Origin of the sequence: Stappia sp. ES.058 (genome assembly GCF_900105595.1) — a bacterium.
Classification (GTDB): Bacteria; Pseudomonadota; Alphaproteobacteria; order Rhizobiales; family Stappiaceae; genus Stappia.
Map to the genome: position 1 here is coordinate 3,273,229 of NZ_LT629784.1, position 25,614 is coordinate 3,298,842.

Consider the following 25,614-nt stretch of genomic DNA (forward strand, 5'->3'; position numbering starts at 1 on the left):
CTGGCGCAAAGACCGTACCCGAGACCGCGAATCAGCAGTCAAGAGACGGCCGGCAAGGATGCGGAGCAGATCGACAATGCGGCGCTAGCCGCATCGCCCTCTACCTATCGAACTTGTCCTTCACGTCAACCGATCAAGGTTGGGGTTCAATCGTTTTAAGCAGTCAAAAGTGGCCGTTTTTGAGACGTCCAGTCCAGCCGCACTGATCACCGGCTGCACCGCGCAAGCCTTCAACCGATTGGTAACATGCTGCATGCAATATTGATTTGGACAAAGGAAGGTTTGATGCTCCGCGACCTGCTCGAGCTCGCACGCAATCCGTCGACGAAGGCGCGTGGCCAATTGCTGCAGCGCGTCGCGGACCTGTTTCTCGATCGCGTCGGATATCACAGCGCAGAAGAGCTTGAGCTGTTTTGCGAAATCATCCTGAAACTTCTCGACGGCAGCGAAATCGAGGAGCGGGCGCGCCTGTCGAAGCGGATGGCGCCGTGGAACGACACTCCCGGCAAGATCGCCTATCGGCTTGCCAGCGACGAGATCCTCGTTGCCGCACCGATGCTGGAACTGAGTCCGAGCCTCAGCGAGCACGACCTCTTGAAACTCGCCAGGCGCATGCCCCAGTCGCATCTCGTTGCACTGGCGAAACGTGCCGACATGCCGTGCCGTCTGTCCGATGCGCTGGTCGAACGCGGCACCCCCAAGGTGTGGCGGGAGATGGCGGGGAACAGAAGCAGCACCTTTTCGGAATGGGCCTTGCGGGCCCTCGCGAAACGGTCGTTCTCCGATGCGCTTCTGCGCGAGAAAATGGGAGCCCGGATAGACCTGACGCCCCTGATCTGCGAATGGCTGATTCCGCATGTCAACGCATCGACCCGGGTTCGGCTGGAAGCGATCATGAGCGGCACGGACCCGCGGGAGCTGACCACGCCGGACACCGTGCGGCAGGACATGCGCCGCCGCTTGAACATTTTCCTCGAGACCACGGATATCAAGGACCTGGAAAAGCTTGTGCGCGAAGGCGAATACCGCCTTGGCACCATTGTCCTCGTGCTGCTGGCGGAGGGCCGGACCCATGACGCCTTCGAGTTGCTCGCCCGCGAAACCCGACACCCCGTGAAGGCTGTTCAGCGGGCGGTGTTTCAAGCCGGCATCGATGAACTCATCAACCTCTGCCACACCGCGAGCCTGTCGGTTCAGGTGTTCCTGGCACTTGCCCATCTGCGCTGCAAGCACCTGCGCATTCCCGAAAGCCAGGCCGTTCGCTGGCTGGACGCCTTCCGCCGCACCGCGCCGGCCCCGCCGCCGCAGGCGGAACCACGGGGGCCGCGCAAGGACGGACCTTGACACGACCAGCCCCTGCAAAGCCGGCTCAGGGCTTGATGTAGGCGTAGCCCTTCTCCTGAAGCTCCATCAGATACACGACCCCGGACGGGACGATCGACGCCTCGCTGACAAGGGCGACGTCCGTGCCTTCCTTCTTGCTCATGTTGCGATGCGTGTTGCCACAGGCGGAAAACGACAGGTTCGGCATTTCCAGGCTCATCGCTGAAATCCGGCTCTTCACCGGGCTTTTGTCCTGCCTCAGCATCATCAGCCCGGGGCCATAGGTGACGAGCCGGATCTCGACCGTCTCCCCTTTCGCCTTGTAATAGGCATCGAGGTTCTGGGCGTTGTTCAAGGCCAGATTCATGACCTTGGGGTCGTTATCATTGACATGGATGGCGACATGGTGATCCGCCTCCCCGGCCGCGGCCAGTCCGGGGCCGACAAGAATCAATGCAAAGAAGATATATGAAAAAAGACGCTGCATGAGTGCACTCCTCCCGGAATCCCGGATATCACCTCCGGGTCGGGAGCGATGTTAGACGTCCGTCGCTTTCAAATACCAGAAAATAGACTGATGCAGCGCAGCATTCCGCGGGCATTTGCCCCGGCCAGATCGCGGGCTCGATCATCCCGACCCGTCGAGAGCGTCAACGTGCCGGCCGTTCCGCCAGCCAGGCTCCGAAGGCCGTGAGAAGCGTCGCGGCGCCGTAAAACCACATTCCGGGCAGGCTTGCCGCCTGTGCCATCCCGGTGGTCTTGGCGGCAAAGACCACCAGTGCGACCAGCATCACATCCATCATCGACCAGCGTCCGAGCGCATGGAGCAGCGAAGACCCCGCGCCGGCGCGGCCCATCACCGCCGCGACATGCAATGCAACGAGTTTGATCGCGGGAAACACGATGGAGAATGCGGCAATCAGACCGGCGAGCCACCGCTCGTCCTCTGACCAAAGCCCGGAAACGACCTGCAAGAGCGTCGGGCGGTCGACGAAGAAATATAGCCGTTCCAGTTCAAGCAGCGGGAACGTCAGCCCCAGCACGAAACAGGCACTTGCCAACGGCAGGACCAGGGAAAGAATTGCACGTTGCACCGCTCATCCTTTTCGCTTCGCCGTCGAAGCTGCGCCTCCCGTTAAAAGGAAGCGACCTGCCGGCAGACAGGATGCTTCACCGACCGACAGCCTTTTGCATAGGGCGTCGGCGCGGCGTTGCCAATGGCGCAGCGAAATCGAAAGGCACCAGAGAGGATGTGCAGATTGCAGGCACCGGGATAGCGAGCCGCATCTCGGCGGTGGACGGGACGCGCGGAAGCCGGGCGATCCCGCAACGGCCAGGTCACGGATTCATGACCGCGTCCGCGGTCCGGGCCGTTTCAGCCCTGTTGCCGGGAATGACGCCGGGCGGCAATCTCGTCGAGCTCTTCCTGCTCGCTCGCATCGCGCTCGGCCCGGTCGCGAATCTGGTCGCGCTCCTCGAGCAGCTCGAATTTCTTCAGCTCTTCGAGGGCTTCACGCAGATCTTCGCGCGCCGCCTCGAGCTGACCACCGAGTTCGTCGGCGGAATTCAGCAGGTTGTCGCGGCGCTGTGCCGCCGCCTTCGCGAAGGTCGGATAGGCAAAGTGCCCCTCGTCGGTGATTCCGACACGCTCCTGCTCGGCAGTGATCTGGTCGTCGAGCTCCTGCGCCATTCGCTTGAACTCGTCCACCATCGCCTCGATCTGCGCCAGTTGCCGGCGGCGCTCGTCCACCTGAAACTGTTTCAGGCGAATTAGACTCTCACGCGACTTCATTACTCAAAACTCCCTTTTCACCGCCACATTACGCGAGAGTCATTTCCAAAAGGTTGGCGAGTTCGAGATAACCGGCATCGAGCGATGTGGCCTCCCCCTTGTTCTGGGACAGAAACCTCTCCAGGGGTTCGTGACGCAGAATCGCCTCGTCGACCACCGGGTCGGAACCCCGTCGATAGGCCCCGAGCCGGATGAGTTCCTCCATATCGGAGTAGGTCGACATCAGCTGCCGCGCCTTTCGCAACACCGGTTCCGCCGCATCCGGCACGCACCGTGGCATGGTGCGCGAGATCGACTTCAGCACATTGATCGCCGGATAGCGACCACGTTCGGCAATCGCCCGTTCCATGACGATGTGCCCGTCGAGAATGCCGCGCACCGCATCCGCCACCGGCTCGTTGTGGTTGTCCCCCTCCACCAGCACGGTGAACAATCCGGTGATCGTGCCGGTTCCGGTTCGACCGGGTCCGGCGCGTTCCAGCAGGCGCGGCAGCTCCGTGAACACCGTCGGCGTATAACCCTTTGAGGCCGGCGGCTCGCCGATCGACAACCCGATCTCGCGCTGCGCCATGGCAAAACGCGTGACGGAATCCATCATGCACATGACATTCTTGCCGGTGTCACGAAAATGTTCGGCGACCGTGAGCGTCATATAGGCCGCCTGTCGGCGCATCAGCACACTTTCATCGGAGGTTGCGACCACGACGACGCTGCGGGCAAGCCCTTCCGGACCGAGGTCGTCATCGATGAACTCCTGCACCTCGCGTCCCCGCTCGCCGATCAGGCCAATCACCGCGACATCGGCCATCATGTTGCGCGCGATCATCGACATCAGTACCGACTTGCCGACGCCGGAGCCCGCAAAAATGCCCATGCGCTGACCCTGGCAACAGGTGACGAATGTGTTGAGCGCCCGGATGCCGAGATCAAGCGGCGGGCCGACACGTCCGCGCTCGTTGGCCGGCGGCGGAGTGGAGCGCAACCGCCGGCCGGCGCCGCCCCCTGCAAGCGGGCCCTTTCCGTCGATGGGTTCCCCCATGGCATTCACGACCCGCCCGAGCCACCCGTCGCCCGGATAGGCGAGACACTCGCGCGCGGCCAGAACGGCCCGACAGCCCATGCGCACCCCTTCAAGGCCGGCGAACGGCATGCACAGGGCCCGCCCGTCGCGAAACCCGACGACCTCGGCAGGCACCGGGGTTCCGCCCTCCCCGCTTTCCACCGCCAACAGCGCGCCGACACTCATCTCGTGGATCGGACCCGCGACCTCCAGCAGGAGACCCTGAACGGAGACGACCCGGCCGAACACCTCGGCCGACATCAGCGCCTCGATTTCCGCAAACAGTGGTTCCATCGCCTCTGACCGGCCTCCTTGCCGATATGGATGTCTGCGGCGCAACCAGGTGCGCCGGAACGTTGCGCGAGGGCGGCGGCATATCCGCAGCCGGTTTCCCGATGATTCCGGCGCTTGCGCACCCCGGAACGCCATTCGTTAACACGCCAAATCCCAACAATATGCATTAAGGTAACGTATCGTTTACGAGTTTGGTTAATCTTAACGGTGAGGGCGTTTTGGATGGTGAGCCATTCTGAGGCCCGTGCCGGCGTAGAGGTTGAGTCGCATGAGTCGGTTAATTCGGCTTGTTAATGTGAAACTTGAAGATTTAGCGGAAAGAATTTCCACCGAATTTTCAAGGAATTGGGAAAGTTTTCCAATCTTGCCTCATCGGTGCTTGCAGGTGTGAATCAGAATTTGTTAACCATTGTCTCACAGAGTGAGTCGAAGGTTAATCCACAGTCCTTCGCACCGGGAGCGTATCCGCCGGCGCGGCTTGCCCAGGATAGGCAAACATAGGGGATTGGCATGCGTGTCCTGTTGATCGAGGATGACAGCGCCACGGCGCAGAGCATCGAGCTGATGCTCAAGTCAGAGAACTTTAACGTTTACACGACGGATCTTGGCGAGGAAGGTATCGACCTCGGCAAACTCTACGACTACGACATCATTATGCTGGATCTCAATCTTCCCGACATGTCGGGCTACGAGGTTCTTCGGACGTTGCGCGTGGCGAAGGTTAAGACCCCGATCCTCATTCTTTCCGGCCTGGCCGGGATAGAGGACAAGGTTCGCGGTCTGGGATTCGGCGCTGACGACTACATGACCAAGCCGTTTCACAAGGACGAGCTGGTCGCGCGCATTCATGCGATTGTGCGCCGCTCCAAGGGCCATGCGCAGTCGGTCATCACGACCGGTGATCTCGTGGTCAATCTGGACACCAAGACGGTGGAGGTATCCGGTCAACGGGTGCATCTGACCGGCAAGGAGTACCAGATGCTCGAACTGCTTTCCCTGCGCAAGGGAACCACGCTCACCAAGGAGATGTTCCTAAATCATCTCTACGGCGGCATGGACGAGCCGGAGCTCAAGATCATCGACGTCTTCATCTGCAAGCTTCGCAAGAAGCTCGCCGCGGCGACGTCGGGAAAGAACTACATCGAGACAGTCTGGGGCCGTGGCTACGTGCTGCGCGAACCCGAGGAGAAAGCCGCCTGAGGGCAGCATTCCTCGCGGCCACTCCCCGCACAAGACAGAACAAAAGGCGCCGCGCTTCTGAACTGACCCCTTAAAGTTGGACAGTTTGAAGCGTGGACTGATCTAGGGGCTGGGTCCTGTATTGTACAGGGCTCAGCCCTTTGAGTTTCAGTTTGATGCGGTCGTTGTTGTAATACCGGATGTATTCGCCGATGCCTGCCTCCAGAGTGTCGATGTCGTCAAAGCGGTCGGGATGGAAGAACTCTGATTTGAGGATGGCAAAGAAGCTTTCCATGGCGGCATTTGAGCTACCCCCCGAAATTCGGACACTGACATAAGCTACGATTTGCAGTCTGCTGATCTTCGACGAGCAGGAGATCAGAGATGTCGAAACGGAAGCAGCACGCGCCTGAGTTCAAGGCGAAGGTCGCGCTGGAAGCCCTGAAAGGCGAGGAGACGGTAGCCGAGCTGGCAAGCCGGTTCGGGGTGCATCCGACGATGATCCATCAATGGAAGCGCGCCCTGCTCGAAGGCGCGTCAGGTGTGTTCGAGCGCGGGAGCCGCAAGAGGCCCGAGATTGACGAGGAGCAGGTGAAGGAGCTCCACGCCAAGATCGGGGAGCTGGCGGTGGCCAACTCTTTTTTGGAACGAAAGCTGAAGCCCTGGGGCGGGAAGTGAGGCGCGGCATGATCGAGCCGGACCACCCGGACCTGTCGATCGGCCGGCAGTGCAAGCTGCTGTCGATCGCGCGCTCGTCTTTCTACTACACCCCGAAGGGCGAGACCGAACGGAACCTCGGCCTGATGCGGCGGATCGACGAGCAGTTCCTGGAGACCCCGTTCTTCGGCGCTCGGCAGATGACTTGGCACCTGCGCAACGACGGCCACCTGGTGAACGAGAAGCGCATCCGGCGACTGATGCGCCTCATGGGATTGATGCCGATTTACCAGAAGCCCAACACCAGCAGGCCGGCGAAGGGGCACAAGACCTATCCCTACCTGCTCAGAGGTCTGCGGGTGGAACGCCCGAACCAGGTCTGGTGTTCGGACATCACCTATCTGCCCATGCGGCGCGGGTTCCTCTACCTGGTGGCGATCATGGACTGGCACACCCGCAAGGTTCTGTCCTGGCGGATCTCGAACACCTTGGAGGCTGACTTCTGTGTCGAAGCGCTGACCGAGGCCATCCACAAGTTCGGGCCGCCCGAGATCATGAATACCGATCAAGGATCCCAGTTCACGTCCTTCGCCTGGACGGATCGGCTCCGCCGGTCTGGGGTGCGGATCTCGATGGATGGGAAAGGCCGGTTCCTCGACAACATCTTCATCGAGAGGCTGTGGCGCACCCTGAAATACGAGTGCGTCTACCTGCATGCCTGGGAGACCGGTTCAGAGACAAGGGCGGCCATCCAGAAATGGATGACGTTCTACAACCACCAGCGCCCTCACTCAGCCCTCGGCGGCAGGCCACCGGCGCTGGTCTATTGGCAGAGAAATGATATCAACCAACCCGATCAGCAGGTGCGACGAGTAGCTTAAATTACGCCAGATCCTGTCCAAGGATCGGGGAGTAGCTCAATTATCGAGACAGTTTCCCTTTCGCGACATGGATTGGGCGATGTTGCGGCTTTCAAGCATGCGGCTCCATTTCGGCATCTGATACTGCCACCCCTGATCGGAATGCAGGATTGGCTTGTCGTCTTCGCCGATCCGGTCGAGCGCCTTGGCCAGCATGTTGCGAACCAGCTTGAAGACGGGCCGCCTTGCTGTCTCAAAGGCGATGATTTCGCCGTTATAAAGGTCCATGACTGGCGACAGATAAAGCTTCTCGCCGGATACGGAGAACTCCGTGACGTCCGTGGTCCATTTCTGGTTCATCTGATCGGCGCTGATCTGCCGCTTTATAAGGTCCGGGGCCACGCGCCCGACCAGGCCCTTGTAGGAGCGGTATTTCTTCGGACGGACCAGGGATTTCAGTCCCATCTCACCCATCAGCCGCTGGACGGTCTTGTGATTGACCTTCTTTCCAAGTCCACGCAGCGCCGCCGTGACCCGGCGATAACCGTAACGTCCCTTGTGTTGATCAAAGACCGACTTGATGGTCTCTTTCAGCACGCCATGCCTGTCGGGCCGGGACAAGGCTTTATGCCTGTAATAGAACGTGCTGCGGGCAAGACCCGAAAGTCTCAACAGCCCTTCAAACGGATAGAACGGCCTTAACGCCTGGACGATTTGCGTCCTGTCGGCAATTGACGCGCCTGCGTTAAGGCCTCCAATTTTTTTAGGCAGGCGCTCTCCATGCGCAGTTCGCTCAACTCCGCCAGCAGCTCTTCACGGCTTTTGCTCTCATTGTCATGAGGCACATCCGTCTTTGCGGGTATCAGAGGTGGCTCTGGCATCGATCGCCGTTTTCCTTTGCGGCGTGCTGCAAGCGCATCGATTCCGCCGCGTTCATAACATCTCTGCCATTCCGAAACGCTACTGGCGTTGCGTATGTTGAAAAGCGCGGCCGTCTGCCGAAAGGACAAACTATCGTTCCACATTCGCTGCAACACCGATAGCTTGAATGCAGCATCGTAACGGCTGAATTTTTTCGTCAGACCCGCCAAGCCATGCTCGGCATGAACGGAAACCCATTTGCGAACCGTCCCATGGTCAATCCCGAACCGCGAACCGACATCACGAAAACTCAGATCCCCATTCAAATAACAGGAAACAACAGAATGCTTAAATGACGTGCTGTGCCTGGTCATGCAAAACCCCCGAAGTTGGTGTCCAACTTTCGGGGGTCAGTTCAGCTTCGCGGGGCCTTTTTTATGCAAGAGACCCTGCGGCGCGCCGGCGCATTCCGTCCAGCCCGGGGCACCGTGCACGCGCTGCGCGATACCGCGCGTATCGGGCCGGGACCAAAAACGGCGAAAAAGGAGACCCGGGATGTCGGATAAAATCAATCTTGCAGACAAGCCTGCGACCTTTGACGACAGATGGTCGCCGCGTACGGTGGCTTCCTTCAAAGGGCATGACGTCATGGTCGTCAAGGCTGAAGGTGAATTCACCTGGCACTCCCATCCCGATACCGACGACTTGTTTCTCGTCCTCAAGGGAGAAATCGATATCCAGCTGCGCGACCGGGTGGTGACACTCAAGGCCGGCGAGATGTTCGTCGTGCCGAAGAACGTCGAGCATTGCCCGTCCGCCCGCGAGGAGGCCCACCTCCTCCTGATCGAGCCCGCTGGAACGCCCAATACAGGCGATCCCGAGACCGCGGCGAGCCGCAAGGAAGCGTAGCCGCTCCAGGCAGGGAGCACCGAACGTCACGGATCAAAAAAGCGGCGGGTCCGTGGGACGCCGCCGCTTCTGCTGTTCGGTGATTTGCCGGCTCCGGCCGGCCTTCAGCCTATCCGGCGACGCGCGCGCGAAACGCGCTCTGGCCGGCGGTTTGTCCGGCCACGGTCGTTTGATAGAGACCGCGATGATCGGGCACCGGACGGAAGGCATCGGTCAGTCCGACGACCGTTTCCGCCGCGCCGAGCACGAGATAGCCGTCGTTCGGCAGTTGGCGGGCCATACGCTGCAACACGTCGATCTTGGTGGTCTGGTCAAAGTAGATCAAGACGTTGCGGCAAAACAGAATGTCGAACGTGCCGAGGGTGGAGAAATTCTCCAGAAGATTGAGCCGGCGCCACTGCACCATCGAGCGGATCTCGGGTTTGATCTGCCAAAGATCACCCTTCTGGGTAAAATACTTGAGCAGCATCTGGATCGGCAGGCCGCGCTGGACCTCGAACTGGCTGTAGATGCCGTTTTTCGCCTTGTCGAGCACCTCGCCGGACAGATCCGTACCCAGAATCTCGACGCGGAACCCGCCGACCTTCTGGGCTTCTTCCTTGAGGCAAATGGCCAGCGAATATGGCTCCTGCCCGGTGGACGCAGCCGCGCACCAGATGCGGATCGTGCGCCGGTCGGCCCGCGCCTTCAGCATTGCCGGCAGCATGGTCTCCCGGAAATGCTTGAACGGCGTGGTGTCGCGGAAGAAGAAGGATTCGTTGGTGGTCATGGCCTCGACGACGTCGGAGGCGACCTGCGTCGCACCGGGCCTTTGCATGGCCTGTACCAGCTCCGCCAGACCCGCAAGACCGTGGCGACGCGCGACCGGCAACAACCGGCTTTCCACGAGATATTGCTTTTCGTTGCTCAGTACGAGCCCGGATTGGGATTTCAGGTACTGCTTGAGATACTCGAACTGGGACGCAATCACCTGAGACCTCCACTCAACAAACCGACAACCTTCGCTCCGATCCGGGAGATCGGCAGAATGTCGCTACACAAACCCGTATGGGCCGCCGCGCCAGGCATCCCCCAGACAACACTGCTGGCTTCGTCCTGCGCGATGATGCTTCCGCCGCCGGCGGAAATCGTCCGCACGCCGTTGGCGCCGTCATGCCCCATTCCGGTCAGTACGATGGCAAGCGTCGCCGAGCCGTAGACCTTGGCCACGCTGTCGAACAGCGGATCGACGGCGGGCTTGCAGAAATTGACAGGCGGCCCGTCTTCCAGACAAGCGACCGGCTGGCCGCCATCCTTTTTCAAGATCATGTGCTTTCCGCCAGGCGCGACGTAGATGTGTCCGGGCTTGAGCACTTCTCCGTCTTCCGCTTCCTTTGCGGGCCGCATCGCCGCCTTGGCGAGATGTTCGGCCAGGATCGCGGTAAAGGTCGGCGGCATGTGCTGCGTCACCACGACGGGAACGTCGCGGATTGCCGTGCCGATTTCGGCGAGAACCTGCTGAAGCGCCTGCGGACCGCCGGTCGACGACCCGATCGCGACGATGCGCGGCTTCACGTTCGAATACGGCCGCGTCTTCAAGGCCGGCTTGGCGACCGCCAGAGCCGGCGCCGCGGCCATGCGGCTGTAGCCTTGTGCTGCGCTCGCTGCCCGCGAAACGGGCATTTGCGATACAGTCTGGCCGGCGCTCGTCTGCGCGCGCATCTGCCGGCCGCCGAAGGTGGGAGAGGCCCGCTTGCGTTCGCCGAGCGCCTTGATCTTCTCGATCAGCTCGCGGCGAAAATCGACCGATGTGGTCACCTCGCTGGTCGATTCCGGCTTCGGAACATAGTCCTGGGCCCCCAGCGAAAGCGCGCGCAGACTGATTTCCGCATTGCGCCGGGTAAGTGTCGACGCCATGACGACGATGAGGTCGCGCTTTTTCTTCAGCATCAGCGGAAGGGCGGTCAGACCGTCCATTTCCGGCATCTCGATATCGAGAACCACGACGTCGGGACTGCTGCGTTCGACATCGTCAACGGCCAGCTTGCCGTTGCGGTGCGAGGCGACAAGATGCAATCCCGGATCCGCCTCCACCCAACGGCTCAGGAGCCCCCGGATGACCACGGAATCATCCACGACCATGACACGGATACGATCCGGGTTTGCGCCGCCTTGGGTAAGGGGCGCGGTTGAAGAAGCGATCATGTAATGGACCCCGCAAGGGTGACTAGATAAGTCCGGTTTCCTGGAACTTCGCTTCCACGATGTCCTTGTCGAACGGCTTCATGATGTATTCGTTTGCCCCGGCCCGCATCGCGCGGGTGATATGGGCAACGTCGTTCTCCGTGGTGCAGAAGACGACGATCGGCTGATCCCCCCCTTCCTCGCGACGAAGGGAAAGCAGAAACTCAAGGCCATCCATTTCCGGCATGTTCCAGTCAAGCAGGATCGCGTCCGGCATCTGCTGGCGGCAGATCTCAAGCGCCTTGAGACCGTCCTCGGCTTCCGAAATGGAGAATTCGAGATCCTCCAGAATGCGTCGCGCCACCTTGCGGATAACGCTGGAATCGTCGACGACGAGACAATGCTTCATGTCAGTTTCTCCCGAGTGCCGATATCGGCAGGTCGTTCCCAGGGACAGGGACCGGTCAAGCGGCGACCTTGGGCTGTTCCACCATTGCCGAGAACAGCCGTGCCACATCGAGGATGATCATCAATTTTCCGTCCAGGCGATGAACGCCGCCGGAAATCTCCGCCCAGCGCTTGTCGAGGTTGGACGGGTTCGGCTCCTGCGACGACGAGGAAAGCCGCAGCACCTCGCCGACCGTGTCGATCACCAGCCCGTAGCTCTCGCCCTTTTGCTCGATGCCGACGGCCATCACCTGCGCTCCCTCGTCCCTGTCGGGAAGATGCAGGAGCTTGCGCATGTCGATCGCAGTCACGATACGACCGCGCAGGTTCAGCACGCCGGCGACCTGCGGTGCGGCCAGAGGCACGCGGGTGACCCGTTCGGGTACGAACACGTCATGCACCTGGCTGATTGGCAGGCCGAACAGCTGGCCGCCGATCACGACGGTCACAAACTGAATGACATCGTCGGCATTGGATGCGTGATTGTCGTTGTTTCTCATGCCGCAATCCCCACTTCACCCGAGAACAGGTCCTTCAAGGAGGCGATCAGCCCCGGCCTGTCGAATTTCGCCACATAGTCGTCGAAACCGGCCTGACGTCCGCGTTCGATCGATGCCGGAGAGACAACGGCCGAAAGGGCCAGGATCGGCATCTTGCGGAACCGTGGATCGCGGCGCAGCGCCTCGCAGAACTCGAAGCCGTTGATTTCCGGCATTTCGATGTCGCTGACGATCGCCTGGAACACGTCGCCGTTTTCCAGCAGCTCGAACGCATGCTGAGCGCCCTGGCAGGCCGTCACATCGTAGCCGGCGGCCTTGAGAACGGGCGTCAGCATATTGCGGAAAAAGGCGCTGTCGTCGACCAGAAGAACCTTCTTGGTCAGCGCGGCAATATCCATTTCCTTGCGCATGAACCAGTCCTCGAAGGCCTGGGGCAGGAAGTAGCCGAGATCGATGATCTCGGTCGCCTTGTCCTTGATGACGGCCGACCCCAGGACACCGGCCCGGTCGGAACCGACCTCGATGTTCATGCGGTCCTCGACGATGTCGACGATCTCGTCGACGACGAGACCCATCGACCGACCCGCGTCGGAGAAGACCAGCATCGGCTGGGTGCCTTCCGAGCGGCGCGTCTGCGCCGGATCGATGTAGACCAGCGGCATCAGCGAGCCGCGATACTGCACGAGGTCGCGTCCGTTGGAATGCTCGATCTTGGTGACGTCGAACTCTTCCAGACGCGTGACCAGCGAGAGCGGAACCGCCTTGGGTTCGGCCGATCCGGCCCTGAACAGAAGCATCGACACGGTCGACTGGCCGTCGAGCGCGGAGGTGACCGCCTCTTCGTGCTGCTTGCGCTCTTCCTCGGCCACCACGCTGGAGGCATGGCTCGCCATGGCGGAAGATACCCCGTTCGGATCGATGATCATGATTACCGCGCCGTCACCGAGAATGGTGTTGCCGGAGAACATGGTCAGGTTTCGCAGCATCGTCGACATCGGCTTGACGACGATTTCCTCCGTGTGGAAGACCCCGTCGACGACGACGCCGAAGGTTTCGCTGCCCACCTGCATCACGACGATGAAACCCGTGTCGGAATTCGTCTCCGCATCGACGGCGGCGGGGTTGGCCCCAAGCAGATAGGACATCTGCACCAGCGGCAGCAGCTTGTTGCGCAGCCGCAGGACGGGCGTGTCCTTGATCCGTTCGATGCGCGGTTCTGAATTGTCCTGGACCCGAACCAGTTCGACGACCGACAGTTGCGGAATGGCATAGCGGTCGCCGCCAGCCTCGACGATCAGCGCCGAAACGATGGCCAGCGTCAGCGGGATCTTGATGATGAAGGCCGATCCCTTGCCCTGGACAGAGCGCAGGTCGATCGAGCCGCCGATCAGTTCGACATTGTTGCGCACCACATCCATGCCGACGCCGCGGCCGGACACGCTGGTGACATTCGCCGCCGTCGAGAACCCTGCGGCGAAGATGAACTTGTGGATCTGCTGATCCGTCATCTTTTCCAGCTCGGCCTCGGTGGAGATCCCGCGTTCCAGCACCTTGGCCTTGACCCGGTCGACGTCAATGCCACGACCGTCGTCCCGCACCTCGATGATGATATGGCCGCCTTCATGGTAGGCGGACAGCGTGATCGTGCCCTTCTCGGACTTTCCGAGAGTGCGTCGGTCAGCCGGCATCTCCAGGCCGTGGTCGGCGGAGTTGCGGATCATGTGGGTGAGCGGATCCTTGATCAGCTCCAGCACCTGACGGTCAAGCTCGGTTTCCGCGCCGAGCATTTCCAGCTCGATCGGCTTCTCGAGTTCCTGACTGAGATCGCGAACGATACGGGGAAGCTTCTGCCAGGCATTTCCGATCGGCTGCATGCGCGTCTTCATGACGCCTTCCTGCAGCTCCGCGGTCACGTTGGACAGCCGCTGCAACGGCACCTTGAATTCGGAATCCTCGTGACGGCGCACGATTTCCAGAAGCTGGTTCCTCGTCAGCACCAGTTCGGAGACCATGGTCATCAGGTCTTCCAGCGTGTCGACCGCAACACGGATCGACTGGCTGGAGACAGATGCCTTCTTTTCGACGGGCTCCTTGGGGGCGGGCTCTTCCTTGGCCTTGGCCTTGGCCACTTCGACCAGGGGTGCGGCAGCAACCGGAGCCGCTTCCACCTCGACCTCGTGATCGAGCTCTTCCTCTGTCGCGCTGACGGGAAGGTCGACCTCGCACTCCGCCTCGCGGAAGGCCCGCTCCAGATCGTCAAGCGATACCTCGCCCGGACGCAACGGACGCTCAAGGCTCTGCTCGGCGGCATCCGCCTCGTCCGGCTGTTCGGCCGCCGCCTCCGGCTCACCCTTGGTGTCGGCAGACAGGGACAACCGCTCAAGCTCGGAAATCAGATCGACGTCGCTGCCTTCCGGCTCCGCGCCGTTGGCCGCCTCGAGATCCGCAAGGATCTCCTTGATGCGATCGATCGACGTCAGGATCAGCGACACCGCCTCCTGGGTGACAGGCGCTCCATCACGGAACTTGCCCATCAGCGTCTCAGCCGCATGAGCCAACGCTTCCAGCCGGGGCAACCCGAGGAACCCGCAAGTCCCCTTGATGGTATGAACCAATCGGAAAACGTTATCTAGAATCTTCGCGTTGTTCGGTTCTTGCTCGAACTTCACGAGTTCGACGTCGACGACGTCAAGGCTCTCGTTCGTTTCGGTTAGGAACTCGCTAAGCAAGTCGTCCATGGTCAAACTCACCCGACTGGTTACTGGTACACAGCCCGGATCTAATGTCCGGGCAACCCATCCCTCGTCGAAGAGCATGCCGTCGAAACAGTTAAGATAAATTGAAACCAGACAACTACGTTTGGCGCTAAATCATGTTGCCGATGCAGCAGTGATTTTAACTCCGTCATCTTCCTTAATGACTTCTAAACTCATACCCGAATCCCGAGCAAGCAGCGCTGCATACACCGGCTGCACCGTATGCGCGTCAATCCGCTCGGGTTCGTTGCCCGCCATCATGTCGAGAACCAGCGCCGGCACCTTGGTCGTCGAGCCGGTGACCTTGAGTTCGAAGGTCGGCGTTTGCGGATCGCCTTCCATCCTCACGGTGATAAGGCCGCCACGCGGAACACACTGGTTGGCCAACAGGATGAGGTTGAGGAGCAGCTTGACACGGTTCTTCGGCATCAAGAGCCGCGGCACCTGCCATTCCAGATCCGCTTTTTCGTTTGCCAGGAACCCGGCGGCGACCGACTGCGCGTCACCGAGGTCGATCTCCGCCCCCGCCGAACCGGCCGCACCGAAGGCAAGACGGGCGAACTGAAGCTTCGCAGAGGCCTGGCGGGCGCTCTTGCGTATCAGTTCCATCGCGAATTCCTTCATGTCTCCGCTGTCTTCCTCGTCCAGAACCTCAAGGCCGTTGGTAATGGCCCCCACCGGCGAGATGATGTCGTGGCAGACGCGGCTTGCAACAAGGGCTGCAAGGTCCAGGGCGCTGAGATCGTCGATGGCGGTCATGCGGTCGTCCTCGAATGGGGGCTGTCCGTCGATAGCGGATGTATCGCGAAGCTTTCTCTATGATTCGCAAGTCTTGCAAGGGTTACACCCGGCATTGCGCCCTGCCAAGAAAGGCAGGCTTTATACGGGAAGAATCAATATCCCACTTCCGCGTTTTGGATTTCCGGGTAGCGGTTCAAGACCCGTTCCACGCGGTCGACCAGATCGCTTCTCAGGCCCGCACCTCTTAATGCATAGTCCAGACATTCGAGTTGGGCCTTAAGAGTTGCTGATTGCGCCTTGGGCACGGAACCGCGGCGATAATGCTGAGGCTGCTTCTGGAAATGGCGATTGAAGAGGCGATCGTGATGGGCGCAGACGTTTCGCAAATCATTGAAACCTGGCATCCAAGAATCAAAACCGTAAGAGCCGCCACCCCAAAATGGGACGCGACCTCCTATCTTACTGAATTCTGCAGTGCAGCGTACAAACGCACCGCAGTTCCGAACGTCAGAAATTCCTTGAGCATCCAAATCGGCGGCAGGGGCGGCTCCGTATAGGTGCGGCTGTAGTGTTTCGCTCTCTGGTCTTTCGTTTCGGCGAAAACCGATAGAATTTTCTTCAGCGCTTCCCTATGCGAATCTGTGTTCTTGAAGGCTCTGTCAACGAAATATGGATGGCTACCGAATCGTGCACTCAACACTTCAGACAAACGGTTGCGAAAAACTATTTCAAGATGACAAACGCTTGCGAAGCAAATCATTCGAAATTTGGTATCACACTCATACAAACGCAGTATATGCTGATAGGTTGTACCAGCTACAAATGGTTTGCTAGGTAGATTTCCATCTCTTCGACTGAGGAAATATATTCGAAGACGTTCGTAGCCAATTTCCTCAATATTTCGAGCCGCAACGTTTGGCCGAGTAATGACAAGACCACGACTGCGCAAATGAGCAACCCGCTGATGTGCCGTTGCGTGCGGTTTGTTAAAAGGGTTGGAAACCACGGGCAAGCAGCCGAAAAATAGACGAAGCTGAAAATAAGAAGGGCCGCCCTTTTGCACCTCTTTCGAGAGTGTGGCGACCCATGACCGTTTTAGGGTACAAGGATTGAGCCTATTGATCAATACGAAACGACGAAGGCCTCCCAGCAATAGAAGAGAGCACCTCCCTACCGCCCGCCGCACCCCTGGCGCTCCGCGTTTTCCTCCGCGGCGGTGATCTGGCTCTTCGGGTCTGCCAGGAAAAGAAACCGGTTGATCTCCGAATGAAACAGCAAGAGACGCGTCTCGTAGAGGGCGAATACCCTGGGATTGCCTGCCGTCACAAAACCGTCGGCCAGGGCGACCGGGTCGCATCCCGCCAGATGCGGCGCATAGATCTCCGGGTCCGCCTCGAACGCAGCCTGGTTCCCTTCGTTCACGAAGACCCAGATCGTCCCGCCCCAGCGCACCTCGTGGCGCGGCAGGCCCTCGCGTGGCCGGCGTACGATGAAATAGGCAACCGGGTCGTGCCCGCCGAGCGCATATCCGCTCATCGTGTCGGTGGCAAAATCCTGGGCACGCGCGTCCGAAGTGGCGAGCGTCGCGGCGATAACCGCCATTGCCAGCCTCCACCATAATGTCTTCGGAATTCGATTACACTCTGACACCGAATCAACTCCGACGAATGCAACGGAACGAATGTGCGTCACCACCGTCCGCTTGGCCAATTCCTTCAAGACCGCCTGCGCAGCGCAGCCTCGTTCCGTCCGTTCACCGTGCATCGGCGCCCCGACGTCAAACACGCGGCCGCCAGTCTGAGAGGACACTAAACATGATTCCGCACCGCGCGTCCGCTCCCCGCCATTCCATGCGAACCGGATTTCGAGCCATCGCACTCGCCCTCGCGTTCGCAACGGCGATCGTCCTGGCCCCCACCGCCAGAGCGCAGCAGCCGGAAGAATACAGCCAGGACGAACTTCTCAACGCCGGCCACCGCTTTTTCGGCCAGATATCCGGAGGCCTCGCCTCGGTGATCGAACGTGCGGTTTCGCAATACGGCCAACCGAACGGCTATATTCTCGGCGAAGAGGGCTCCGGCGCGCTTTTGGCGGGCGCGCGCTACGGCGAGGGACAACTCTACACCCGCAACGCCGGCACGCACAAAGTGTTCTGGCAGGGCCCGTCCTTCGGCTGGGACGTGGGCGCCGACGGCGCCCGGACGATGATGCTCGTCTACAACCTGCCCGACACCAACGCGATCCTGCGCCGCTATGTCGGAGTCGCCGGCTCCGCCTATCTGGTCGGCGGCTTCGGCATGACCGTGCTGTCCAACCATGACATCTATGTGGTCCCCGTGCGCGCCGGCGTCGGCGCACGGCTCGGCGTCAATATCGGATACCTCAAGTTCACCGCCGAACCGACATGGAACCCGTTCTGACTGCACGCGCGCGCGCGCGCTTTCACAGCTCCCGCTTGGCGGAAGACCGGACGTCAGGTAAGCAGGAGGGATCGGAGCGGGCGGAAACGCGCGCCATCCGGATCCGCGCGAAACGAAATGGTGGTGGTCGGTCTTGATTGAAGCGGCAATGCTTGTGGCACTGGGTGCCTGCCTCGCGGGCCTCGTCGCGCTGGCGGTGCTGCCGGCGATCTGGCGACGTGCGGTGCGGCTGACACGGCAGGCTGTCGAGGCCACGAGCCCGATGACCCACGCCGACGTTCGGGCCGAGATCGGCAGCCTTCGGGCCGGACACGCGTTGGAAAACCGCAGGCTTGCCAGCGGTCTGGAACGGCTGCAAGCCGAGACCGCAACCAACCGGATCGCCCGCGACCGGGCGGAAAACGCAGCCAACGACCTGCGCAAGGAGGTGATGTCCCGCGACCAGGCACTGGCCGAGGCCTCAGCGCGCGAAGACGGGTTGCGGCGGGAAATCCAGCAGCATGAGGAAGCCGTCGCCATGGCGAAGGCGCGCCAGCGCGAACTGGAACGCAGTCTCAAGCGCATGATGGCAACCGCGGGCGAGAGCGCCGACACAACGGCACTTATGGATGAGGCAGCGCACGCATCGCCGGATGGGCGTTCCGGCACGGATGCCAGCGCCACCCGCGCGTCGGACCTTGCCAGGATCGCGGGGCTCGAATCGGAGATCACCTCCTTGAAGCGCAAGCTGGAAGCTGCCGAGCAGAAAGCGGGCGCATCGCCGGACGAGACGCCCGGATCCCCGGAACAGACCTCCCGCACCTCCCGTCAACGGTTTGGACAGCAGAACAACCGACTGTTTGAAGCGGAATCCAGGCTGATCGCCGCGCAGGCAGAAATCACGCGCCTGTCCATTCTTCTGGAGGAAGCCGGTCAGAGCGATGCCACGCACGAGGCTCCCGCGGCGACCACCGCCGGCAGCGCGGAGCGATTGACCGCCGACACGGAGCGACTGGAGGGAGAAAACGCGCGCCTGCGCGCCGAATTGCACAGCAACGACGACTTCATGTCCTTGCGCCGCGAGCTGTCGGATCTGGCCGCGTCAGTAGTGGCAAGGCTCGAGGAGCCTGGAACGGAAACGCAGGGCCCGGCAGACATCGGGGCGGAAACGTCGGCTGAGCCGCAAGCCGGAGAGCCTGAGCAACTGACCGGCACAGACACACAACAATCGCTTTCCGCACGGATTCGTGCCGCCAGGAAGCGTCTGAAAACGGAAGGCGGCGGACGCGACGCAGCGTCCAAGCCGTCGTCTGCGCAAAGTGATCCGGCAGCGAAACAAAAAGCCGAGGTCTGAAAGCCGGCCCCGCACGGAGCCTGTTGTCCCGGCACGTCGTCCTAAGGTCGCGCGCCGGTTTTCGATCCGGTACCCCGTTTCGGCATGCACAGCCCGTTCTCACGAAACGGCAATATGAACACACCTGTAGCGGCACATACGCGAATGACGCATTTGCCCGTGCATACAAAAATTCGTGCTGGAAAAATCCCGGATTGCGACCCGGCGCAAATGGTACCCCCAAGGGGACTCGAACCCCTGTTTCCGCCGTGAGAGGGCGGCGTCCTAGACCGCTAGACGATGGGGGCATCGCTGGTCTTCGACGAGAAGACCGGCGGTATAAACCGGGGCGACAACGATTGCAAGCATGTATCGGGGCAAATTCGTGTGGCGCCCCGGACCGGCCGGAAACCGGTGCCGGAACGGCCGACTCCCTATCGCGAAACGAAGGTGGTTTCGCCAATCACCTTGCCGGTCGCGGGATCAAGATACACAAGCTTGCTCGCCGCGCCCTCGCGCACAAGCAGGATCAAGCGTCCCTCGGCCAGCGCCATGCTTTCCACGCGGCCGTCCTTGCCGATGGCGATGGTTGCGGCTATATCGGCTGCATCCGGCGGCGAGGCGCGGTCGGACAATCTGTAGATGATCGCCGCGAAAACCGCCGCGAACCCGAGCGTCATGATCAGTCCGGACACGGCGAGCAGGCGTTTCAGTTTTGCCTGAAGACGCTCCGCGGCCGGGTCCAGCGGCGGTTCCGTCCGGCTGTCGTCGTCGTCGTCCAAACCCGGATGTGTCATGTCGATGTCCACCAATGAAACGCCGGATACGGATCCGGCCGAAATCACTGCCGGTCCGCAGGACGCGGGCGTCCGTCTGGACGCCTGTCTGGCGCGGCACGTTCAGGAAATCAGCCGCAACCGCATCCAGTCCCTGATCAGGGAAGGCCATGTGCGCGTCGGCGCGCGGACCATAGTCGAGCCCAAATACCGGGTCAACGAGGGAGACCGCCTCGCCCTCGACCGGCCCGAACCGGAGCCGGCGGAGCCGGAAGCCCAGGATATTCCGCTTGTCGTCGCCTATGAAGACGAGCACCTGATCGTCATCGACAAACCGGCCGGACTGGTGGTTCACCCAGCCGCCGGCCACGCCAGCGGCACGCTCGTCAACGCGCTGTTGCACCATTGCGGCGACAGCCTCTCCGGCATTGGCGGCGTGCGCCGTCCCGGCATCGTCCACCGTCTCGACAAGGACACCAGCGGCCTTTTGGTGGTTGCCAAGACCGATGCGGCGCATCAGGGCCTGAGCGCGCAATTCGCCGACCATGGTCGCACCGGGCCGCTTGAGCGCGAATACTCCGCGCTCGTCTGGGGCGCGCCGTCGCATCTGAAGGGCACGGTCGACGCCAATCTCGGACGCTCCACCCACAATCGCCAGAAGATCGCCGTTTTCCGCTCGGGCGGGCGGACCGCCATCACCCATTGGCAGGTGCGCGAGCGCTTTCTGGAACCCGGCCCCCAGCCCAAGGGCGCTCCGGCGATCGCCGCGCTCCTGACCTGCCGGCTGGAAACCGGTCGCACCCATCAGATCCGCGTCCACATGGCCCATATCGGGCATCCGCTCGTGGGAGACGCCGACTATGGCGCGGGCTTTCGCACCAAGGCGACGCGCCTGGACGAGCCGGCGAAAAGCATCGTCCAGGCGTTTCCGCGCCAGGCGTTGCACGCCGGCCTGCTTGCTTTCGAGCACCCCGCCACGGCTGAGACGCTGCGCTTCGAAAGTCCCCGCCCGGACGACCTCGAAGCCCTGATCGGTGCATTTCGATCAATTTCTGCACTTTAAAATGCAAAATCAGGCCGTGTTTTCGTCAATTTGATCCTTATATTGAGCATTGGCGTGCCGTTTGGGCGCCAACGGGGATGCCTGAAGATGGAGGCTTTGCGGGGATTTCTCCCGCATCGCACCGGAGGGATCACATTGGGAGAAAGGGTGCATTCATGGCCCAGAACATTCCGGTTCTGAGTTCCGGCGAAGGCGGGCTCAGCCGATATCTGACCGAAATACGCAGGTTCCCCATGCTGGAACCGCAAGAAGAATACATGCTCGCCAAGCGCTACAAGGAACATGAGGATCCGCAGGCGGCGGAACGCCTCGTGACCTCGCATCTGCGCCTGGTCGCCAAGATCGCCATGGGCTACCGCGGTTATGGCCTGCCGATTTCCGAGGTCGTCTCGGAAGGCAACGTCGGGCTGATGCAGGCGGTCAAGCGCTTCGAGCCGGACAAGGGATTCCGGCTCGCCACCTACGCCATGTGGTGGATCAAGGCGGCGATCCAGGAATACATCCTGCGCTCCTGGTCGCTGGTCAAGATGGGCACCACCGCAAGCCAGAAACGTCTGTTCTTCAACCTGCGCCGCCTCAAGGGCAAGATCCAGGCGCTGGAGGAAGGCGACCTGAAGCCGGATCAGGTCTCCGAAATCGCCACAAAGCTGGGTGTCAGCGAGACCGACGTGATCTCGATGAACCGAAGGCTTGGAGGCGATGCCTCGCTTAACTCGCCGATCCGCGCGGATGCCGACAGCGGCGGCGAATGGCAGGACTGGCTTGTCGACGAGAGCGAAAGCCAGGAAACGCTCTACGCCAGGCAGGAAGAGCTGGACACGCGCCGCAAGCTGCTCGGCGACGCCATGGACGTGCTGAACGAGCGCGAGCGGCGGATCTTCGAGGCCCGACGCCTGTCGGAAGACCCGATCACGCTGGAGGACCTCTCCACGGAATTCGGCGTCAGCCGCGAGCGCGTGCGCCAGATCGAGGTGCGCGCCTTCGAAAAGGTTCAAAAGGCCGTGCGTCGCGGCGCCAAGGAACTGGAACAGCGCCCCGCGGAACTCGCCGATCATCGCTGATCCGCCGCGCTCCATGCCCTGCCAAAGCGGCAAACACCACAACAATGCCCCGTCTTCTTGCAGGAGGCGGGGCATTTTTCTAACGTGATCCTAGCGTCCACCCACGGCCAACAGCCAAGCCGGCTGGAGCAGGACGCAATCGCCGAGGGATGCCGCACGGTGCAGAAAGCGAAAGCCCAATGCGGATGAACCGCCGCAAGCACCTCGCCGTTGCCGGCGTGGCCGGCGCCTTCCTGCTTCTGGTGACGCTGCTGCGCGCCATGGATCCCGCGTTCGTGGAAACCATCCGGCTGATGGGGTTCGACACCTATCAACGCCTCTGGCCCCGCGCCGAAAACGACTATCCCGTGCGTATCGTCGACATCGACGAGCGTTCGCTCGCCATCCACGGGCAATGGCCCTGGCGGCGCGACACGCTCGCCGACCTGACCGATGCGCTGGCGGAGATGGGGGCGGCCGTTGTCGCCTATGACGTGATCTTCGCGGAACCGGACAGGCTGTCGCCGCACCGCTATCTGCCAGAGCTTGAGGAAACCTCCGAACTCAAGGCGCAAGCCTTGCCAGACACCGACGCGGAGTTCGCCGAGGCGATCGCCCGCATGCCGGTGGTTCTCGGCTATGCCCTGCGCTCCGACGACAACGGCGGCACTCCGCAGTCCAAGGCCGGTTTCGCCTATGTCGGCAGCAATCCCATTGCCGGCCTGCCCGCTTTTCCCTCCGCCTTGAAAAGCCTCGATATGCTGGAGGCCCGTGCGGCCGGCAGCGGCAGCCTGAGCCTTTCGGCCCGCGACACCTCGGGAATTGTCCGACGCATTCCGATGCTGGTGACGAATGGCGAGGCCCTGTATCCCTCGCTGTCGATGGAGGCGCTGCGCGTCGCTCAGGGCGCCAGCAGCTACATCGTGCGCAGTGCGGACGCCAGCGGCGAGATCGCCGCGGGCGGTGCCGCAGTGACCGAGGTGAAGGTTGGCGCGATACCCTTTCCCACCACGGCGCTCGGCGAGCTTTGGGTCTATTTCAACGCCGACCGCGAGGATCGCTACATTTCCGCCGCCGACGTGCTCGACCGCGACAAACGCGCCAGCGTCCAGCCCGAGGTCGAAGGCCGGATCATCTACATCGGAACCTCGGCGATCGGCCTGTTCGACATCCGCACAACCCCGCTTGGCGAACTCGTTCCAGGTGTCTCGGTTCATGCACAGGCGACCGAACAGATCCTCTCCGGCGATTTTCTCTCACGTCCCGACTGGTCCTATGGCGCAGAGATCATCGCGACCTTCCTGCTCGGCCTGATCGTCATCGCGCTTGTCCTCGCCTTCGGCGCCGGATGGGCGGCCCTCATCGGCGGAGGGGTCGCCGCCGCACTCTATGCGGGCGCCGCGCATCTTTTTCTGACGAAGGGCCTGCTGCTCGATCCGGTCTATCCCACCGCCGCGAACCTGTTCGTCTACGCCGCCGCGACCGCGCTCCTCTATGTGTTGACGGAGCGCGAAAAACAGTTCGTCCGGACAGCCTTTGGCCAGTATCTCGCGCCGGAAATGGTGCGCCGTCTCGAGAACGCACCGGATTCGCTGAAACTCGGTGGCGAGATGCGCGACATGACGATCCTCTTCATGGACGTGCGCGGCTTCACGCCGATTTCCGAACAACTCACGCCGACGGAGGTGGTCGCTTTCCTGAATGCGCTGCTTTCGCCACTCAGCGAAGAGATCCAACGTCACGGCGGCACGATCGACAAATACATCGGCGACAGCATCATGGCTTTCTGGAATGCCCCGATGGAGGTGGAGGACCATGCCCGCAAGGCAGCGCAGGCCGCACTGGCAATGCTCCGCGTCGTGGACGACCTGAATGAAAGCGATGCCTTCGGGTTCAAGGCACGCAACATGCCCAAGACCACCGTGCAAATCGGCGTCGGACTGAACAGCGGCCAAGCCTGCGTCGGCAACATGGGGTCAAACCGGCGGTTCAACTACTCGGTGATCGGCGATGCGGTGAACATCGCTGCACGGATCGAATCGAGCTGCAAGGCTGTGGGCGCAGACTGCGTCGTGTCGCAGGCAACCGCCCTCGCCGCGCCCGACTTCGCGATGCTGGACGCCGGCGCCATCCCGCTGAAAGGCAAGAGCGTGCCGATCAGTCTCTTCGCGCTCGCCGGCGATCCGGACTATGCCGCTACACCCGCGTTCGCGGATCTTTCAAGCGCGCACGCCCGGATGATGCGTGCGGTCGCCACCGAGGATGCATCCGCTGCCCGCACGGCGCTTGACGCATGCCGTGCCTGCGCGCCGGCACATCTTGCGGCCTTCTACGACCGCTTAGAGGAGCGGATCGAGGCCATGGCGCCGGTGCTCGCGCGATAAAAACGGGCGAGATCAATTGCCTTCGCCACTTGGCTTCGACACCGGCCGGTCGCGCGGCGCGAACAGCTTGAACACCCGCCCGTCGAGCACGCAAAGACCCGCGAGCAGGATCGCCATGCCGGCAAACTGAACTCCGGAAAGCACCTCGCCGAGAAACGCCACGCCGATCGCGGTCGCCGTCACCGGCACCAGCAGAGTGACCAGCGAGGCATTGGTGGCGCCGGCGTCGCGCAGCAGCCGGAAATAGATCAGATAGGCGAAGGCCGTGCACAGCACACCAAGCAGAGCCATGGCGATCCAGCCCTGTGTGCTCGTCTGTGCCGCGCTCCAACCCGCACCTTGCCAGGTCGATGCCTGCCAGAAGGCCAGCGGCGCCATCAGCAGCGTCGAGCCGGTCAACTGGCCCGCGGCCGCAACCAGGATGGAGACACCGGAGAATCGCCGGGCGAAAGTTGCTGCGAACGCATAAGACAGGGCCGCCCCGAGGAACAGCATCTTTGCCCACAGCGGTTCCGTGCCGATGCCGAACAGACCCGGCGACAGCAGGACCGCGACCCCGACAAACCCGAGACAGATGCCGGCCACGCGATGGGCCTTGAGCACCTCTTGCGAAAACACCAGCGAGGCGACGATGACGGTGAAGATCGGCGTCGTCCCGTTGAGGATCGAGGCGAGGCTGGCGGTGACCTCGGTCTGGCCCCAGAATATCAACGAAAACGGAATGGCGTTGTTCAGGAGACCCATCACCAGAAAGGCGAAGAGCATGCCGGGAGCCACGGGAAACCGCAGGCCACGGAGCCGCAGGATCGCATGCAAGACGACTGCGGCGATGGCGACCCGCGCAAACACAAGAACAAACGGCGGGATCTCGGCCACCGCAAGCTTGGCAAGCGGAAAGGTGCCGCCCCAGATCAGGGCAAGCAGGCAAAGCAACAACCAGTTTTTCAGGCTCATAAGGGTCAGTCCCGACAATGGCGGTGTTTGCGCGAGGGGCGCAGCAAGGATGTCAGCGATAGCACCCCCAGCCGCACACCGACACCCGGTTTGCGATTGCGCCGTTTCCTGCAACCGACGCAA

26 protein-coding genes, 1 tRNA gene and 1 pseudogene are annotated in these 25,614 nt (G+C 61.7%); 10 read left to right on the plus strand and 18 right to left on the minus strand.

Features of this window, described 5'->3' with window-relative positions:
* The first annotated feature begins 285 nt into the window (after positions 1 to 285).
* Positions 286 to 1,344 (plus strand): DUF2336 domain-containing protein, encoded by a 1,059-nt coding sequence (locus BLU32_RS15185; RefSeq protein ID WP_157727708.1) that lies wholly within the window; start codon positions 286 to 288, stop codon positions 1,342 to 1,344.
* Between the two features lie 25 nt (positions 1,345 to 1,369).
* On the opposite strand, the gene BLU32_RS15190 is transcribed toward BLU32_RS15185, so the two are convergent.
* The 4 genes from BLU32_RS15190 to fliI all read right to left on the minus strand — a co-directional run bounded on the left by BLU32_RS15190 (position 1,370) and on the right by fliI (position 4,469).
* Positions 1,370 to 1,810 carry a DsrE family protein gene (locus tag BLU32_RS15190; RefSeq protein ID WP_093808330.1) on the minus strand — a complete coding sequence of 147 codons (441 nt, stop codon included), beginning with the start codon at positions 1,808 to 1,810 and terminating at the stop codon, positions 1,370 to 1,372.
* Positions 1,811 to 1,973: 163 nt separating this feature from the next.
* A complete protein-coding gene (locus BLU32_RS15195) occupies positions 1,974 to 2,417 on the minus strand; it encodes a paraquat-inducible protein A (protein ID WP_244501715.1) in 444 nt (147 codons plus the stop codon).
* A gap of 281 nt (positions 2,418 to 2,698) precedes the next feature.
* Positions 2,699 to 3,115 carry a flagellar export protein FliJ gene (gene fliJ, locus BLU32_RS15200; protein ID WP_093808332.1) on the minus strand — a complete coding sequence of 139 codons (417 nt, stop codon included), beginning with the start codon at positions 3,113 to 3,115 and terminating at the stop codon, positions 2,699 to 2,701.
* A 28-nt stretch (positions 3,116 to 3,143) separates the two neighbouring features.
* On the minus strand, positions 3,144 to 4,469 hold the full coding sequence (fliI, locus tag BLU32_RS15205) for a flagellar protein export ATPase FliI (protein ID WP_093808334.1): 1,326 nt from the start codon (positions 4,467 to 4,469) through the stop codon (positions 3,144 to 3,146).
* A 510-nt stretch (positions 4,470 to 4,979) separates the two neighbouring features.
* Between fliI and ctrA the strand changes: the two genes are divergently transcribed.
* The gene (ctrA, locus tag BLU32_RS15210) at positions 4,980 to 5,669 is read left to right on the plus strand and encodes a response regulator transcription factor CtrA (protein ID WP_029059375.1); all 690 of its coding nucleotides are present in this window, start codon (positions 4,980 to 4,982) and stop codon (positions 5,667 to 5,669) included.
* A gap of 70 nt (positions 5,670 to 5,739) precedes the next feature.
* Here ctrA and BLU32_RS15215 read toward each other — a convergent pair.
* A pseudogene (locus tag BLU32_RS15215) lies at positions 5,740 to 5,952 on the minus strand (IS3 family transposase); the annotation flags it as partial.
* Positions 5,953 to 6,032: 80 nt separating this feature from the next.
* On the opposite strand from BLU32_RS15215, the gene BLU32_RS15220 reads away from it, so the two are divergent.
* Positions 6,033 to 7,186, plus strand: a protein-coding gene (locus BLU32_RS15220; RefSeq protein WP_371326933.1) for an IS3 family transposase whose coding sequence is annotated in 2 segments (ribosomal slippage) — positions 6,033 to 6,285 and positions 6,285 to 7,186 — 1,155 coding nt in all. Because the reading frame shifts where the segments join, the coding sequence is not laid out codon by codon here.
* A gap of 36 nt (positions 7,187 to 7,222) precedes the next feature.
* On the opposite strand, the gene BLU32_RS15225 is transcribed toward BLU32_RS15220, so the two are convergent.
* Positions 7,223 to 7,837 carry an IS3 family transposase gene (locus BLU32_RS15225; RefSeq protein ID WP_093808336.1) on the minus strand — a complete coding sequence of 205 codons (615 nt, stop codon included), beginning with the start codon at positions 7,835 to 7,837 and terminating at the stop codon, positions 7,223 to 7,225.
* Positions 7,838 to 7,863: 26 nt separating this feature from the next.
* Complete coding sequence (locus BLU32_RS15230; protein ID WP_093808338.1) at positions 7,864 to 8,400, minus strand: helix-turn-helix domain-containing protein; 537 nt, start codon at positions 8,398 to 8,400, stop codon at positions 7,864 to 7,866.
* Between the two features lie 181 nt (positions 8,401 to 8,581).
* Here BLU32_RS15230 and BLU32_RS15235 point away from each other — a divergent pair, with 181 nt between their 5' ends.
* Entirely contained in the window at positions 8,582 to 8,935 is a 354-nt protein-coding gene (locus tag BLU32_RS15235) for a cupin domain-containing protein (RefSeq protein WP_093808340.1), read from the plus strand.
* A gap of 109 nt (positions 8,936 to 9,044) precedes the next feature.
* On the opposite strand, the gene BLU32_RS15240 is transcribed toward BLU32_RS15235, so the two are convergent.
* From BLU32_RS15240 to chpT, 6 genes are all read right to left on the minus strand, one after another.
* Positions 9,045 to 9,905, minus strand: coding sequence for a protein-glutamate O-methyltransferase CheR (locus BLU32_RS15240; RefSeq protein WP_093808342.1), 861 nt, complete (start codon positions 9,903 to 9,905; stop codon positions 9,045 to 9,047).
* A complete protein-coding gene (locus BLU32_RS15245; RefSeq protein ID WP_197673620.1) occupies positions 9,902 to 11,119 on the minus strand; it encodes a chemotaxis response regulator protein-glutamate methylesterase in 1,218 nt (405 codons plus the stop codon). Before BLU32_RS15245 ends, BLU32_RS15240 begins: the two co-directional genes overlap by 4 nt.
* A gap of 22 nt (positions 11,120 to 11,141) precedes the next feature.
* A complete protein-coding gene (locus tag BLU32_RS15250) occupies positions 11,142 to 11,507 on the minus strand; it encodes a PleD family two-component system response regulator (RefSeq protein ID WP_093808346.1) in 366 nt (121 codons plus the stop codon).
* Between the two features lie 55 nt (positions 11,508 to 11,562).
* Positions 11,563 to 12,045 (minus strand): chemotaxis protein CheW, encoded by a 483-nt coding sequence (locus BLU32_RS15255; RefSeq protein ID WP_093808348.1) that lies wholly within the window; start codon positions 12,043 to 12,045, stop codon positions 11,563 to 11,565.
* On the minus strand, positions 12,042 to 14,783 hold the full coding sequence (locus tag BLU32_RS15260) for a chemotaxis protein CheW (protein ID WP_093808350.1): 2,742 nt from the start codon (positions 14,781 to 14,783) through the stop codon (positions 12,042 to 12,044). The genes BLU32_RS15255 and BLU32_RS15260 overlap by 4 nt, the downstream gene beginning before the upstream one ends.
* 132 nt (positions 14,784 to 14,915) lie before the next feature.
* Complete coding sequence (gene chpT, locus BLU32_RS15265) at positions 14,916 to 15,560, minus strand: histidine phosphotransferase ChpT (protein ID WP_093808352.1); 645 nt, start codon at positions 15,558 to 15,560, stop codon at positions 14,916 to 14,918.
* A 302-nt stretch (positions 15,561 to 15,862) separates the two neighbouring features.
* Between chpT and BLU32_RS22095 the strand changes: the two genes are divergently transcribed.
* Positions 15,863 to 16,099 carry a hypothetical protein gene (locus BLU32_RS22095; RefSeq protein WP_197673835.1) on the plus strand — a complete coding sequence of 79 codons (237 nt, stop codon included), beginning with the start codon at positions 15,863 to 15,865 and terminating at the stop codon, positions 16,097 to 16,099.
* Here BLU32_RS22095 and BLU32_RS22590 read toward each other — a convergent pair.
* A complete protein-coding gene (locus tag BLU32_RS22590; RefSeq protein WP_371326934.1) occupies positions 15,997 to 16,728 on the minus strand; it encodes an Abi family protein in 732 nt (243 codons plus the stop codon). The genes BLU32_RS22095 and BLU32_RS22590 overlap by 103 nt on opposite strands.
* Positions 16,713 to 17,144, minus strand: a complete 432-nt coding sequence (locus tag BLU32_RS15275) for a YHS domain-containing (seleno)protein (protein ID WP_093808354.1) — start codon at positions 17,142 to 17,144, stop codon at positions 16,713 to 16,715. The genes BLU32_RS22590 and BLU32_RS15275 overlap by 16 nt, the downstream gene beginning before the upstream one ends.
* Before the next feature lie 212 nt (positions 17,145 to 17,356).
* Between BLU32_RS15275 and BLU32_RS15280 the strand changes: the two genes are divergently transcribed.
* Together BLU32_RS15280 and BLU32_RS15285 are read left to right on the plus strand one after the other, a co-directional pair.
* Complete coding sequence (locus BLU32_RS15280; protein ID WP_093808356.1) at positions 17,357 to 17,962, plus strand: DUF1134 domain-containing protein; 606 nt, start codon at positions 17,357 to 17,359, stop codon at positions 17,960 to 17,962.
* 148 nt (positions 17,963 to 18,110) lie between these two features.
* Positions 18,111 to 19,295 (plus strand): hypothetical protein, encoded by a 1,185-nt coding sequence (locus BLU32_RS15285; RefSeq protein WP_093808358.1) that lies wholly within the window; start codon positions 18,111 to 18,113, stop codon positions 19,293 to 19,295.
* Between the two features lie 211 nt (positions 19,296 to 19,506).
* Here the strand turns inward: BLU32_RS15285 and BLU32_RS15290 are convergent.
* Both BLU32_RS15290 and BLU32_RS15295 read right to left on the minus strand, forming a co-directional pair.
* Positions 19,507 to 19,582 (minus strand) — tRNA-Glu (locus BLU32_RS15290).
* 126 nt (positions 19,583 to 19,708) lie between these two features.
* On the minus strand, positions 19,709 to 20,071 hold the full coding sequence (locus BLU32_RS15295; RefSeq protein WP_093808360.1) for a hypothetical protein: 363 nt from the start codon (positions 20,069 to 20,071) through the stop codon (positions 19,709 to 19,711).
* Here BLU32_RS15295 and BLU32_RS15300 point away from each other — a divergent pair.
* From BLU32_RS15300 to BLU32_RS15310, 3 genes are all read left to right on the plus strand, one after another.
* A complete protein-coding gene (locus tag BLU32_RS15300; protein ID WP_093808362.1) occupies positions 20,070 to 21,113 on the plus strand; it encodes an RluA family pseudouridine synthase in 1,044 nt (347 codons plus the stop codon). The two genes, BLU32_RS15295 and BLU32_RS15300, sit on opposite strands and share 2 nt — an antisense overlap.
* Positions 21,114 to 21,268: 155 nt before the next feature.
* On the plus strand, positions 21,269 to 22,174 hold the full coding sequence (gene rpoH / locus BLU32_RS15305; RefSeq protein ID WP_093808364.1) for an RNA polymerase sigma factor RpoH: 906 nt from the start codon (positions 21,269 to 21,271) through the stop codon (positions 22,172 to 22,174).
* 179 nt (positions 22,175 to 22,353) lie between these two features.
* Entirely contained in the window at positions 22,354 to 24,537 is a 2,184-nt protein-coding gene (locus BLU32_RS15310; protein ID WP_208976897.1) for a CHASE2 domain-containing protein, read from the plus strand.
* Positions 24,538 to 24,549: 12 nt separating this feature from the next.
* Here BLU32_RS15310 and BLU32_RS15315 read toward each other — a convergent pair whose 3' ends face one another.
* Positions 24,550 to 25,491 carry a DMT family transporter gene (locus BLU32_RS15315; protein WP_093808366.1) on the minus strand — a complete coding sequence of 314 codons (942 nt, stop codon included), beginning with the start codon at positions 25,489 to 25,491 and terminating at the stop codon, positions 24,550 to 24,552.
* Positions 25,492 to 25,614: the final 123 nt, after the last annotated feature.